This window comes from Pseudomonas sp. CAU 1711 (assembly GCF_039888625.1).
Taxonomy (GTDB): domain Bacteria; phylum Pseudomonadota; class Gammaproteobacteria; order Pseudomonadales; family Pseudomonadaceae; genus Aquipseudomonas.
Genome location: NZ_JBDQQT010000006.1, coordinates 12443 through 26033 on the forward strand (window position 1 = coordinate 12443; position 13591 = coordinate 26033).

Here is a 13591-nt window from a genome sequence, read left to right on the forward strand (position 1 = left end):
GGTCCGTGAGGAGGAAAGGCCTTGAAAGACTTGCTGAATCTGTTGAAAAACCAGGGTCAAATCGAAGAGTTCGATGCCATCCGTATTGGCCTGGCCTCGCCCGAGATGATCCGTTCCTGGTCCTTCGGTGAAGTGAAGAAGCCGGAGACCATCAACTACCGTACCTTCAAGCCGGAGCGCGATGGCCTGTTCTGCGCCAAGATCTTCGGCCCGGTGAAGGACTACGAGTGCCTGTGCGGTAAGTACAAGCGCCTCAAGCACCGCGGCGTGATCTGCGAGAAGTGCGGCGTGGAAGTGGCCCTGGCCAAGGTCCGTCGCGAGCGCATGGCGCACATCGAACTGGCCTCGCCGGTCGCCCATATCTGGTTCCTGAAGTCGCTGCCGTCGCGTATCGGCCTGCTGCTGGACATGACCCTGCGTGACATCGAGCGCGTGCTCTACTTCGAGAGCTACGTGGTGATCGATCCGGGCATGACCACCCTGGAGAAAGGCCAGCTGCTGAACGACGAGCAGTACTTCGAGGCCCTCGAGGAGTTCGGTGACGACTTCGACGCGCGCATGGGCGCCGAGGCCGTGCGCGAGTTGCTCAACGCCATCGACCTGGATCACGAGATCGGCCGTCTGCGCGAGGAAATCCCGCAGACCAACTCCGAGACCAAGATCAAGAAGCTTTCCAAGCGCCTTAAGCTGATGGAAGCCTTCAAGGACTCCGGCAACCACCCGGAGTGGATGGTCCTGACCGTTCTGCCGGTGCTGCCGCCGGACCTGCGTCCGCTGGTTCCGCTGGATGGCGGCCGCTTCGCGACCTCTGATCTGAACGATCTGTACCGTCGCGTGATCAACCGTAACAACCGTCTGAAGCGCCTGCTCGACCTGGCCGCGCCGGACATCATCGTGCGCAACGAAAAGCGCATGCTGCAGGAAGCGGTCGACGCCCTGCTCGACAACGGCCGTCGCGGTCGCGCCATCACCGGGTCGAACAAGCGCCCGCTGAAGTCGCTGGCCGACATGATCAAAGGTAAGCAGGGTCGCTTCCGTCAGAACCTGCTCGGTAAGCGCGTGGACTACTCCGGTCGTTCCGTGATCACCGTGGGCCCGACCCTGCGTCTGCACCAGTGCGGTCTGCCGAAGAAGATGGCCCTCGAGCTGTTCAAGCCGTTCATCTTCGGCAAGCTCGAAGCCCGCGGCATGGCCACCACCATCAAGGCGGCCAAAAAGATGGTCGAGCGCGAGCTGCCCGAGGTCTGGGACGTTCTCGCCGAAGTCATCCGCGAACATCCCGTGCTGCTCAACCGCGCGCCGACCCTGCACCGTCTGGGTATCCAGGCGTTCGAGCCGGTGCTGATCGAAGGTAAGGCGATCCAGCTGCACCCGCTGGTCTGCGCCGCGTACAACGCCGACTTCGACGGTGACCAGATGGCCGTGCACGTCCCGCTGACCCTCGAGGCCCAGCTGGAAGCCCGCGCGCTGATGATGTCCACCAACAACGTGCTGTCGCCGGCCAACGGCGAGCCGATCATCGTGCCGTCGCAGGACGTGGTTCTGGGTCTGTACTACATGACCCGCGAAGCCGTTAACGCCAAGGGCGAAGGTCGCGTATTCGCCGACCTGCAGGAAGTCGACCGCGTGTTCCGCGCCGGCGAAGCTTCGCTGCACGCTCGCGTCAAGGTGCGCATCAACGAGACCGTCAAGCAGAAGGACGGCAGCCTGGTGAAGAACACCCGCATCGTCGACACCACCGTCGGCCGTGCCCTGCTGTTCCAGATCGTGCCGGCCGGCCTGTCCTATGACGTGGTCAACCAGTCGATGAAGAAGAAGGCGATCTCCAAGCTGATCAACCAGTGCTACCGCACCGTGGGTCTGAAGGACACCGTGATCTTCGCCGACCAGCTGATGTACACCGGTTTCGCCTACTCGACCATCTCCGGTGTGTCGATCGGCGTGAACGACTTCGTCATCCCGGACGAGAAGGCGCGCATCATCGACGCCGCCACCGAGGAAGTGAAGGAAATCGAATCGCAGTATGCCTCCGGCCTGGTGACCCAGGGCGAGAAGTACAACAAGGTGATCGACCTGTGGTCCAAGGCCAACGACGAAGTGTCCAAGGCGATGATGGCCAACCTCTCCAAGGAGAAGGTCATCGACCGCGAGGGCAAGGAAGTCGAGCAGGAGTCCTTCAACTCCATGTACATGATGGCGGACTCCGGTGCTCGTGGTAGCGCCGCGCAGATCCGTCAGCTGGCCGGTATGCGCGGCCTGATGGCCAAGCCGGACGGCTCCATCATCGAGACCCCCATCACCGCGAACTTCCGTGAAGGTCTGAACGTACTGCAGTACTTCATCTCCACCCACGGTGCGCGTAAGGGTCTGGCGGATACCGCACTGAAAACCGCGAACTCCGGTTACCTGACCCGTCGCCTGGTCGACGTGGCCCAGGACCTGGTAGTGACCGAAGTCGACTGCGGCACCGAGCACGGCCTGCTGATGACTCCGCACATCGAAGGCGGCGACGTGGTCGAGCCGCTCGGCGAGCGCGTGCTCGGCCGTGTGGTGGCCAAGGACGTGCCGAAGCCGGGCAGCGACGAGATCATCGTGCCGGCCGGTACCCTGATCGACGAGAAGTGGGTCGAGTTCATCGAGCGCAACAGCATCGACGAAGTGGTGGTGCGTTCGCCGATCACCTGCGAAACCCGCTACGGCATCTGCTCCAGCTGCTACGGCCGCGATCTGGCCCGTGGTCACCAGGTCAACATCGGTGAAGCGGTCGGCGTCATCGCCGCCCAGTCCATCGGTGAGCCGGGTACCCAGCTGACCATGCGTACCTTCCACATCGGTGGTGCGGCGAGCCGGACCTCGGCCGCCGACAACGTCCAGGTGAAGAACGGCGGCGCGATCCGCCTGCACAACCTGAAGCACGTCGAGCGTGCCGACGGCAACCTGGTGGCCGTGTCGCGTTCCGGCGAACTGGCCGTGGCCGACGAGTTCGGTCGCGAGCGCGAGCGCTACAAGCTGCCGTACGGTGCCGTGCTGTCGGTGAAGGAAGGCGATAAGGTCGACGCTGGCGCCATCGTCGCCAAGTGGGACCCGCACACCCACCCGATCGTGACCGAGATGAAGGGTACCGTGACCTTCGTCGGCATGGAGGAGGGCATCACCATCAAGCGCCAGACCGACGAACTGACCGGTCTGACCAACATCGAGGTGATGGATCCGAAGGATCGTCCGGCCGCCGGCAAGGACATTCGTCCGGCCGTCAAGCTGGTCGACGCCAACGGCAAGGAGCTGCTGCTGCCGGGTACCGACGTACCGGCCCAGTACTTCCTGCCGGCCAACGCCCTGGTCAACGTCAACGACGGTGCCCAGGTGGGCGTGGGTGACGTCATCGCGCGTATCCCGCAGGAAACCTCGAAGACCCGCGACATCACTGGTGGTCTGCCGCGCGTGGCCGACCTGTTCGAAGCGCGTCGTCCGAAGGAACCGTCGATTCTGGCGGAAATCAGCGGCACCATCAGCTTCGGCAAGGAGACCAAGGGCAAGCGTCGTCTGGTCATCACCCCGACCGATGGCAGCGATCCGTACGAGGAGCTGATTCCGAAGTGGCGCCACCTGAACGTCTTCGAAGGCGAACAGGTAAACCGCGGCGAAGTGATCTCCGACGGTCCGAGCAACCCGCACGACATCCTGCGTCTGCTGGGTGTCAGCGCGCTGGCCAAGTACATCGTCAACGAGATCCAGGACGTGTACCGCCTGCAGGGCGTGAAGATCAACGACAAGCACATCGAGACCATCCTGCGGCAGATGCTGCGCAAGGTCGAGATCAGCGAGTCCGGCGACTCCAGCTTCATCAAGGGCGACCAGACCGAGCTCACCCAGGTGCTGGAAGAGAACGAGCAACTGGCCGCCGAGGACAAGTTCGTCGCCAAGTACGAGCGCGTCCTGCTGGGTATCACCAAGGCCTCGCTGTCGACCGAGTCGTTCATCTCCGCGGCCTCCTTCCAGGAGACCACCCGCGTCCTCACCGAGGCGGCGGTCACCGGCAAGCGCGACTACCTGCGTGGCCTGAAGGAGAACGTTGTGGTCGGTCGTCTGATCCCGGCCGGTACCGGTCTGGCCTATCACAGCGAGCGCAAGCGCAAGCGTGATGCCGACAAGCCGCAGCGGGTGAGCGCCAGCGAGGTGGAAGCCGCGCTGACCGAAGCGCTGAACTCCAGCGGCAACTGATAGAGGTGGGGCCCCGGGCGAGCGATCACCCGGGGCCTTGTCTTGACTGGGGAGGTGAGTCTCTTTAGACTCATGCACCCCTAAATTTGGCAGGGCGCTCGTCCCTGCCATTTTGCTTTAGGGCAATAGCGTCGAAAGACAACAGTGGAGCTTATAGATGGCAACTATCAACCAGCTGGTACGCCAGCCGCGCAAGCGTCTCGTCGAGAAGAGCGACGTGCCTGCGCTGCAGAACTGCCCGCAGCGTCGTGGCGTGTGCACCCGCGTGTACACCACCACGCCGAAGAAACCGAACTCCGCACTGCGTAAGGTGTGCCGTGTTCGTCTGACCAATGGCTACGAAGTCACCTCCTACATCGGCGGTGAAGGCCACAACCTGCAAGAGCACAGTGTGGTGCTGATCCGTGGCGGTCGTGTAAAGGACCTCCCGGGTGTGCGTTACCACACCGTGCGCGGCTCGCTGGACACCACCGGCGTGAAAGACCGTAAGCAGGGTCGTTCCAAGTACGGTGCCAAGCGTCCGAAGTAATTCGGGGCGGCCATTTCTTTTTTATTGAGTCGATAAGAGTAAGGTCGGGCACTGTCCCGAGCTAACCTGAAGACCGTTTGAGGGCTTATCAATGCCAAGACGTCGTGTAGCAGCCAAGCGCGAGATCCTGGACGATCCGAAATACGGAAGCCAGATCCTCGCCAAGTTCATGAACCACGTGATGGAAAGCGGCAAGAAGGCCGTCGCCGAGCGCATCGTTTACGGTGCCCTGGAGACCGTCAAGACCCGCAAGAACACCGATCCCCTGGAGATCTTCGAGAAAGCTCTCGACGCCATCGCTCCGCTGGTCGAAGTCAAGTCCCGCCGTGTAGGCGGTGCTACCTACCAGGTTCCGGTCGAAGTTCGTCCGTCCCGTCGCAACGCCCTGGCCATGCGCTGGCTGGTGGAGAGCGCGCGCAAGCGTGGTGAGAAGTCCATGGCTCTGCGCCTGGCTGGCGAGCTGCTGGATGCCTTCGAAGGCAAAGGCGCTGCCGTCAAGAAGCGTGAAGACGTGCACCGTATGGCTGAAGCCAACAAGGCCTTCTCGCACTACCGCTTCTAATCAAAGCTTCCATTCCTTTGCGAGGGCTTTATGGCTCGTAATACAGCAATCAACCGCTACCGGAACATCGGTATCTGTGCCCACGTAGACGCGGGCAAGACCACCACCACCGAGCGGATCCTGTTCTACACAGGTCTCAGCCACAAGATGGGTGAGGTGCACGACGGTGCCGCCACTACCGACTGGATGGTGCAGGAGCAGGAGCGTGGTATCACCATCACCTCCGCTGCGATCACCACCTTCTGGGAAGGTTCGCGCCGCCAGTACGACAAGTACCGCGTAAACGTCATCGATACCCCCGGCCACGTAGACTTCACCATCGAAGTTGAGCGCTCCCTGCGCGTGCTGGACGGCGCTGTCGTGGTGTTCTGCGGCACTTCCGGCGTTGAGCCGCAGTCCGAGACCGTATGGCGTCAGGCCAACAAGTACGGCGTGCCGCGTATCGTCTACGTGAACAAGATGGACCGCGCTGGTGCCAACTTCCTGCGCGTCGTCGGTCAGATCAAGAACCGCCTGGGTCACACCCCGGTTCCGGTTCAGCTGGCCATCGGTGCGGAAGATGACTTCCAGGGGCAGATCGACCTGATGTCGATGAAGGCCATCTACTGGAACGATGACGACAAGGGCACCACCTATCGCGAGGAAGAGATTCCCGCCGAGCTGGTTGACCTGGCCAACGAGTGGCGCAACAACATGGTCGAGGCGGCTGCCGAGGCCAATGAAGAGCTGATGAACAAGTACCTCGAAGAGGGCGACCTCTCCATCGAGGACATCAAGGCCGGTCTGCGTATGCGTACCATCGCCTGTGAAATCGTTCCGGCCGTTTGCGGTTCCTCGTTCAAGAACAAGGGCGTGCCCCTGGTTCTCGATGCCGTCATCGACTTCCTGCCGGCGCCGACCGAGATTCCGGCGATCCAGGGTATCCACCCGGATCATATCGACGAAGGCGACGAGGCTCCGAAAGACGAGCGTCACGCCGACGACAATGCGCCGTTCTCCGCCCTGGCGTTCAAGATCGCCACCGACCCCTTCGTCGGTACCCTGACCTTCGTGCGTGTCTACTCGGGCGTGCTGGAGTCCGGTAGCTCCGTGCTCAACTCGGTCAAGGGCAAGAAAGAGCGCGTTGGTCGTATGGTGCAGATGCACGCCAACCAGCGTGACGAGATCAAGGAGGTGCGCGCTGGCGACATCGCCGCCCTGATCGGCATGAAGGACGTCACCACCGGTGACACCCTGTGCGACATCGAGAAGCCGATCATTCTCGAGCGCATGGACTTCCCGGAGCCGGTGATCTCGGTGGCTGTCGAGCCGAAGACCAAGGCCGACCAGGAGAAGATGGGTATCGCTCTGGGCAAGCTGGCCCAGGAAGACCCGTCGTTCCGCGTCAAGACCGACGAAGAAACCGGTCAGACCATCATCTCCGGTATGGGCGAGCTGCACCTGGACATCCTCGTCGACCGCATGAAGCGCGAGTTCGGCGTCGAGGCCAACATCGGCAAGCCGCAGGTTTCCTACCGTGAAACCATCACCGGCGTTAACGTCGAGATCGAAGGCAAGTTCGTTCGTCAGTCCGGTGGTCGCGGCCAGTTCGGTCACTGCTGGATCCGCTTCTCGGCGGCCGACGTGGACGACAAGGGCAATATCACCGAAGGTCTGGTGTTCGCCAACGAAGTCGTGGGCGGTGTGGTTCCGAAGGAATACATCCCGGCGATCCAGAAGGGTATCGAAGAGCAGATGAAGAACGGCGTCGTCGCCGGCTATCCGCTGATCGGCCTGAAGGCGACCGTGTTCGATGGTTCCTACCACGACGTCGACTCCAACGAGATGGCGTTCAAGATCGCTGCCTCCATGGCGACCAAGCAACTGGCCCAGAAGGGCGGCGGTAAGGTGCTTGAGCCGATCATGAAGGTCGAGGTGGTAACCCCCGAGGACTACATGGGTGACGTGATGGGCGACCTGAACCGTCGTCGTGGTCTGATCCAGGGTATGGAAGATACGGTTTCCGGTAAGGTTATCCGTGCCGAAGTTCCGCTGGGCGAGATGTTTGGTTACGCTACCGACGTTCGCTCCATGTCCCAGGGTCGCGCCAGCTACTCCATGGAATTCTCCAAGTACGCAGAAGCTCCGTCGAACATCGTCGAAGCTCTGGTTAAAAAACAAGGCTAATCCCGCCCTTTAAGTAAGAGGTTTACTGTCGTGGCTAAGGAAAAATTCGAACGTAACAAACCGCACGTCAACGTAGGCACCATCGGTCACGTTGACCACGGTAAAACCACTCTGACCGCTGCCCTGACTCGCGTCTGCTCGGAAGTGTTCGGTTCCGCTCGCGTCGACTTCGACAAGATCGACTCCGCTCCGGAAGAGAAGGCTCGTGGTATCACCATCAACACCGCTCACGTAGAGTACGACTCCAATGTTCGTCACTACGCGCACGTTGACTGCCCGGGCCACGCCGACTACGTGAAGAACATGATCACCGGTGCTGCCCAGATGGACGGCGCTATCCTGGTTTGCTCCGCTGCCGACGGCCCCATGCCGCAGACCCGCGAGCACATCCTGCTGTCCCGCCAGGTGGGTGTTCCCTACATCGTCGTGTTCCTGAACAAGGCCGACATGGTCGACGACGCCGAGCTGCTGGAACTGGTCGAGATGGAAGTTCGCGACCTGCTGAGCACCTATGACTTCCCGGGTGACGACACTCCGATCGTCATCGGTTCCGCTCTGATGGCCCTGAACGGCGAAGACGAGAACGGCCTGGGCACCACCGCCGTGAAGAAGCTGGTCGAGACCCTGGACTCCTACATTCCGGAGCCGGTGCGTGCCATCGACATGCCGTTCCTGATGCCGATCGAGGACGTGTTCTCCATCTCCGGTCGCGGCACCGTGGTAACCGGTCGTGTCGAGCGCGGTATCGTCAAGGTTCAGGAAGAGATCGAGATCGTCGGTCTGCGTCCGACCACCAAGACCACCTGCACCGGCGTGGAGATGTTCCGCAAGCTGCTCGACGAAGGTCGTGCCGGCGAGAACTGCGGCGTGCTGCTGCGCGGCACCAAGCGTGATGAAGTCGAGCGTGGTCAGGTTCTGGCCAAGCCGGGCACCATCAAGCCGCACACCAAGTTCGAAGCCGAAGTGTACGTGCTGTCCAAGGAAGAAGGTGGTCGTCACACCCCGTTCTTCAAGGGCTACCGTCCGCAGTTCTACTTCCGTACCACCGACGTGACCGGTTCGTGCGAGCTGCCGGAAGGCGTTGAGATGGTAATGCCGGGCGACAACATCAAGATGGTTGTCACCCTGATCAAGCCGATCGCCATGGACGACGGCCTGCGTTTCGCGATTCGCGAAGGCGGCCGTACCGTTGGCGCCGGCGTGGTTGCCAAGGTCATCGAGTAATCGAAGACCGTCAGAAGAGGGGCCCTTCGGGGCCCCTTTTCTTTTGGCTGGTCAAAAGTTGACACCCCCTGGGCGCATCCGTACAATTGCGCCTCCTTTTAACGGGCGTAGTCCGTCCGTTGGGGATAGCAGAGATAGAGTCTGAGGTCAAAATGCAAAACCAACAAATCCGTATTCGGTTGAAGGCTTTTGACCATCGCCTGATCGATCAATCCACCCAGGAAATCGTGGAAACCGCGAAACGTACTGGTGCTCAGGTGCGTGGTCCTATTCCTCTGCCTACCCGCAAAGAGCGGTACACCGTTCTGATCTCCCCGCACGTCAACAAGGACGCGCGCGATCAGTACGAAATTCGTACCCACAAGCGTGTGCTGGACATCGTCCAGCCGACGGATAAAACCGTCGACGCGCTGATGAAGCTCGACCTTGCGGCAGGCGTGGAAGTGCAGATCAGCCTCGGCTAAAACCTTGCGGTTTTAGTCGTGTAACGCTCTGAAATGGGCGGCCATAGCGGGTGAAAGCCCCGTACACTCATGAGGTTTACAACATGACTATTGGTGTAGTCGGTCGTAAATGCGGTATGACCCGCATTTTCACCGAAGAAGGTGTCTCCATTCCGGTTACGGTCATCGAGATCGAGCCGAATCGCGTCACCCAGTTCAAATCCGAAGAGAGCGATGGCTACCGCGCTGTGCAGGTGACCGTGGGTGAGCGTCGCGCTTCCCGCGTGACCAAGGCGCAGGCCGGTCACTTCGCCAAGGCTAATGTCGCTGCTGGTCGCGGTGTCTGGGAATTCCGCCTGGAAGAGGGCGAGTACCAGGCCGGCGATCAGATCACTGCCGAACTGTTCCAAGCTGGCCAGCTGGTGGATGTCACCGGCGAGTCCAAGGGTAAAGGCTATGCCGGTACCATCAAGCGCTGGAACTTCCGCGGTCAGGACAATACCCACGGTAACTCCGTTTCCCACCGCGCTCCGGGCTCCATCGGCCAGTGCCAGACTCCTGGTCGTGTATTCAAGGGCAAGAAAATGTCCGGTCATCTGGGCGCCGAGCGCGTGACCGTGCAGTCCCTGGAAGTGGTCCGTGTCGACGCCGAGCGTAATCTGCTGCTGGTCAAGGGTGCCGTTCCGGGCGCCACCGGTGGCGACGTGCTGGTGCGTCCGGCTGTCAAAGCTCGCGGTTAATAGGGGAAGCTGAGATGCAACTGAATGTAAATGGCGCTCAGGCTATCGAAGTCAGCGAGCGCACTTTCGGCGGCGAGTTCAACGAGACTCTGGTGCACCAGGCTGTCGTCGCCTACATGGCTGGCGGTCGTCAGGGTACCCGTGGTCAGAAGACTCGCGCTGAAGTGACTGGCGGCGGCAAGAAGCCGTGGCGTCAGAAGGGCACCGGTCGTGCTCGTTCCGGTTCCAGCGTTGGCCCGATCTGGCGTGGCGGTGGCGTGACTTTCGCTGCCAAGACCCAGGATCACAGCCAGAAGCTCAACAAGAAGATGTACCGCGCCGCTCTGCGCTCCATCCTCTCCGAGCTGGTTCGTCTGGATCGTCTGGTCGTGGTCGAAGACTTCGCCGTCGAAGCCCCGAAGACCAAGGCTCTGCTGGGCAAGCTGAACGGCATGGGTCTGAGCGATGTGCTGATCGTCACCGAGGCCGTTGACCAGAACCTGTACCTGGCTGCGCGCAACCTGCCGCACGTTGATGTCCGCGACGCTCAAGGCACCGATCCGGTCAGCCTGATCGCCTTCGACAAAGTGCTGGTAACCGTGTCGGCCGTGAAGAAATTCGAGGAGCTGCTGGCATGAACCAGGAACGCGTATTCAAAGTGCTGGTTGGCCCGCACATCTCCGAGAAAGCCTCCGTGCTGGCAGATGGTAAGAGCCAATTCGTTTTCAAGGTTGCCACCGACGCAACCAAGCTGGAAATCAAGAAGGCCGTCGAAAGCCTGTTCAGCGTGAAGGTAGATGCCGTCCGCACTGTCAACGTACAGGGCAAGACCAAGCGCACCGCTCGCGGCCTGGGCAAGCGTAACGACTGGAAGAAGGCGTACGTCTCCCTCCAGCCGGGCCAAGATCTCGATTTCACCAGCAGTGCTGAGTAAGGTAGGGGCGCATCATGGCAATCGTTAAATGCAAACCGACTTCCGCTGGCCGCCGTTTCGTGGTCAAGGTGGTCAACCAGGAGCTGCACAAAGGCGCTCCGTACGCTCCGCTGCTCGAGAAGAAGTCGAAGACTGGCGGCCGTAACAACAACGGTCGTATCACCACTCGCCACATCGGCGGTGGCCACAAGCAGCATTACCGTCTGGTCGACTTCCGTCGCAACAAGGATGGCATCCCTGCCGTCGTTGAGCGCGTGGAATACGATCCGAACCGCACCGCGCACATCGCTCTGCTGAAATATGCCGACGGTGAGCGTCGCTACATCATCGCGCCGAAGGGCGTGAGCGCCGGCGATCAGCTGGTGTCCGGTTCCGCTGCTCCGATCAAGGTCGGTAACACCCTGCCGCTGCGCAACATTCCCGTCGGTTCGACCATTCATGGCATCGAGCTGAAGCCGGGCAAGGGCGCTCAGCTGGCTCGCTCCGCCGGTGCCTCCGTGCAGCTGGTGGCTCGTGAAGGTGCCTACGTCACCCTGCGTCTGCGTTCCGGCGAGATGCGCAAGGTCCTGGCTGAGTGCCGTGCGACCCTGGGCGAGGTTTCCAACTCCGAGCACAGCCTGCGCTCCCTGGGCAAGGCCGGTGCCAAGCGCTGGCGTGGCGTTCGTCCGACCGTTCGTGGTGTTGCCATGAACCCGGTCGATCACCCGCACGGTGGTGGTGAGGGTCGTACCTCCGGTGGTCGTCACCCGGTTTCGCCGTGGGGCTTCCCGACCAAGGGTGCGAAGACTCGCTCCAACAAGCGCACCGACAACATGATCGTTCGTCGCCGCAAGTAACTAGAGGGATACGACAGTGCCGCGTTCTCTGAAAAAAGGTCCTTTTATCGATCTTCACCTGTTGAAGAAGGTCGAAGTTGCGGTGGAAAAGAACGATCGCAAGCCGGTTAAAACCTGGTCGCGTCGCTCCATCATTCTGCCGCAGATGGTCGGTCTGACCATCGCTGTGCATAACGGTCGTCAGCATGTCCCGGTCCTCGTGAACGAAGACATGGTCGGCCACAAACTCGGCGAGTTCGCTGCTACCCGCACCTACCGTGGGCACGCTGCGGACAAGAAAGCCAAGCGTTAAGGGGTAAGGAAAGATGGAAGTAGCCGCTAAGCTGTCGGGCGCTCGAATCTCCGCCCAGAAAGCCCGCTTGGTCGCCGACCAGATCCGCGGGAAGAAGGTGGGCGAAGCGCTCAACCTCCTGGCTTTCAGCTCGAAGAAAGCCGCCGAGATCATGAAGAAAGTGCTGGAGTCGGCCGTTGCCAACGCCGAGCACAACGAAGGCGCGGACGTTGATGACCTGAAGGTCAGCACCGTTTTCGTCAACGAAGGGCGTTCGCTTAAGCGCATCATGCCGCGTGCCAAGGGCCGTGCTGATCGCATCGTCAAGCGGTCTTGCCATATCACTGTCAAGGTTGCGGACAAGTAACGGAGTCGATCAGATGGGTCAGAAAGTACATCCCGTAGGCATCCGCCTGGGAATCGTCAAGGAGCACACCTCCGTCTGGTACGCAGACAAGCGTCAATACGCTGATTATCTGCTGGCCGACCTGCAGGCTCGTGAGTACCTCCAGGACAAACTAAAAAACGCGTCCGTAAGCCGCATCGACATCGCGCGTCCGGCTCAAACCGCGCGCGTCACCATCCACACTGCCCGTCCCGGTATCGTGATTGGCAAGAAGGGTGAAGACGTCGAGAAGCTGCGTCAGGACCTGACCAAGCAAATGGGTGTGCCGGTGCACATCAACATCGAGGAAATCCGCAAGCCGGAGCTCGATGCCATGCTGGTAGCGCAGAGCGTTGCTCAGCAGCTGGAGCGTCGCGTTATGTTCCGTCGCGCCATGAAGCGCGCCGTACAGAACGCCATGCGCATTGGTGCCAAGGGCATCAAGATCCAGGTGAGTGGTCGTCTCGGTGGCGCGGAAATCGCCCGTACCGAGTGGTATCGCGAAGGTCGTGTGCCCCTGCACACCCTGCGTGCCGATATCGATTACTCCACCTACGAGGCGCACACCACTTACGGTGTGATCGGTGTGAAGGTGTGGATCTTCAAGGGCGAGGTCATCGGTGGCCAGCTGGAAGAGTCCAAGCCTGCCGCTCCGGCGCCGCGCAAGAAAGCTGCTAAGTAAGGAGTACGCAACATGCTGCAACCCAAGCGTACAAAATTCCGCAAGCAGATGACCGGCCACAACCGTGGTCTGGCTCATCGCGGTAGCAAGGTCAGCTTCGGCGAGTTCGCCCTGAAAGCTGTTTCCCGTGGTCGCCTGACTGCTCGTCAGATCGAGGCAGCCCGTCGCGCCCTGACTCGTCACGTTAAGCGTGGCGGCAAGATCTGGATCCGCGTGTTCCCGGACAAGCCGGTTACCAAGAAGCCCCTCGAAGTTCGTATGGGTAAAGGTAAGGGTGGTGTGGAGTACTGGGTAGCCCAGATCCAGCCGGGCAAGGTGCTGTACGAGATCGAAGGTGTTCCGGAAGAGCTGGCGCGTGAGGCTTTCGCCCTGGCTGCTGCAAAGCTGCCCCTCGCCACCTCCTTTGTTAAGCGGACGGTGATGTGATGAAAGCGAAAGAACTCCGTGAAAAATCGGTTCAGCAGCTGAACGAGCAACTGCTCGGCCTGCTGCGCGACCAGTTCAATCTGCGCATGCAGAAGGCGACTGGTCAGTTGGGGCAGTCTCACCTGCTCTCGCAAGTGAAGCGCGACATCGCTCGCGTGAAAACTGTGCTCAACCAGCAGGCAGGTAAGTGATC

The 13591-nt window shown here is 61.0% G+C and carries 15 protein-coding genes; all 15 read left to right on the forward strand.

Annotated elements, in window-relative coordinates:
- Positions 1-21: 21 nt before the first annotated feature.
- The 15 genes from rpoC to rpmC all read left to right on the forward strand — a co-directional run bounded on the left by rpoC (position 22) and on the right by rpmC (position 13589).
- Positions 22-4221, forward strand: coding sequence for a DNA-directed RNA polymerase subunit beta' (gene rpoC / locus AAFN46_RS07985; RefSeq protein ID WP_347808162.1), 4200 nt, complete (start codon positions 22-24; stop codon positions 4219-4221).
- Positions 4222-4378: 157 nt separating this feature from the next.
- On the forward strand, positions 4379-4750 hold the full coding sequence (gene rpsL, locus AAFN46_RS07990) for a 30S ribosomal protein S12 (RefSeq protein WP_347808163.1): 372 nt from the start codon (positions 4379-4381) through the stop codon (positions 4748-4750).
- Between the two features lie 91 nt (positions 4751-4841).
- The gene (gene rpsG, locus AAFN46_RS07995; RefSeq protein ID WP_347808164.1) at positions 4842-5312 is read left to right on the forward strand and encodes a 30S ribosomal protein S7; all 471 of its coding nucleotides are present in this window, start codon (positions 4842-4844) and stop codon (positions 5310-5312) included.
- A 30-nt stretch (positions 5313-5342) separates the two neighbouring features.
- Positions 5343-7478 carry an elongation factor G gene (gene fusA, locus AAFN46_RS08000; protein ID WP_347808165.1) on the forward strand — a complete coding sequence of 712 codons (2136 nt, stop codon included), beginning with the start codon at positions 5343-5345 and terminating at the stop codon, positions 7476-7478.
- 30 nt (positions 7479-7508) lie between these two features.
- Positions 7509-8702 (forward strand): elongation factor Tu, encoded by a 1194-nt coding sequence (gene tuf, locus AAFN46_RS08005; protein ID WP_347808155.1) that lies wholly within the window; start codon positions 7509-7511, stop codon positions 8700-8702.
- Between the two features lie 152 nt (positions 8703-8854).
- The gene (rpsJ, locus tag AAFN46_RS08010) at positions 8855-9166 is read left to right on the forward strand and encodes a 30S ribosomal protein S10 (protein WP_003243886.1); all 312 of its coding nucleotides are present in this window, start codon (positions 8855-8857) and stop codon (positions 9164-9166) included.
- Positions 9167-9249: 83 nt separating this feature from the next.
- Positions 9250-9885 (forward strand): 50S ribosomal protein L3, encoded by a 636-nt coding sequence (gene rplC / locus AAFN46_RS08015; RefSeq protein ID WP_076580073.1) that lies wholly within the window; start codon positions 9250-9252, stop codon positions 9883-9885.
- A gap of 14 nt (positions 9886-9899) precedes the next feature.
- Positions 9900-10502, forward strand: coding sequence for a 50S ribosomal protein L4 (gene rplD / locus AAFN46_RS08020; RefSeq protein WP_347808166.1), 603 nt, complete (start codon positions 9900-9902; stop codon positions 10500-10502).
- Positions 10499-10798: a 50S ribosomal protein L23 gene (gene rplW, locus AAFN46_RS08025; protein WP_252272486.1), complete on the forward strand. Its 300-nt coding sequence runs from the start codon at positions 10499-10501 to the stop codon at positions 10796-10798. The genes rplD and rplW overlap by 4 nt, the downstream gene beginning before the upstream one ends.
- Before the next feature lie 14 nt (positions 10799-10812).
- Positions 10813-11634: a 50S ribosomal protein L2 gene (gene rplB, locus AAFN46_RS08030; RefSeq protein WP_347808167.1), complete on the forward strand. Its 822-nt coding sequence runs from the start codon at positions 10813-10815 to the stop codon at positions 11632-11634.
- A 16-nt stretch (positions 11635-11650) separates the two neighbouring features.
- The gene (gene rpsS, locus AAFN46_RS08035; protein ID WP_347808168.1) at positions 11651-11926 is read left to right on the forward strand and encodes a 30S ribosomal protein S19; all 276 of its coding nucleotides are present in this window, start codon (positions 11651-11653) and stop codon (positions 11924-11926) included.
- A gap of 13 nt (positions 11927-11939) precedes the next feature.
- Positions 11940-12272 (forward strand): 50S ribosomal protein L22, encoded by a 333-nt coding sequence (gene rplV / locus AAFN46_RS08040; protein WP_003103908.1) that lies wholly within the window; start codon positions 11940-11942, stop codon positions 12270-12272.
- Positions 12273-12285: 13 nt separating this feature from the next.
- Complete coding sequence (gene rpsC, locus AAFN46_RS08045; RefSeq protein WP_347808169.1) at positions 12286-12972, forward strand: 30S ribosomal protein S3; 687 nt, start codon at positions 12286-12288, stop codon at positions 12970-12972.
- Positions 12973-12984: 12 nt separating this feature from the next.
- Positions 12985-13398 (forward strand): 50S ribosomal protein L16, encoded by a 414-nt coding sequence (rplP, locus tag AAFN46_RS08050; RefSeq protein ID WP_110683337.1) that lies wholly within the window; start codon positions 12985-12987, stop codon positions 13396-13398.
- Positions 13398-13589, forward strand: coding sequence for a 50S ribosomal protein L29 (gene rpmC / locus AAFN46_RS08055; protein ID WP_021702703.1), 192 nt, complete (start codon positions 13398-13400; stop codon positions 13587-13589). The genes rplP and rpmC overlap by 1 nt, the downstream gene beginning before the upstream one ends.
- The last annotated feature ends 2 nt before the right edge of the window (positions 13590-13591 follow it).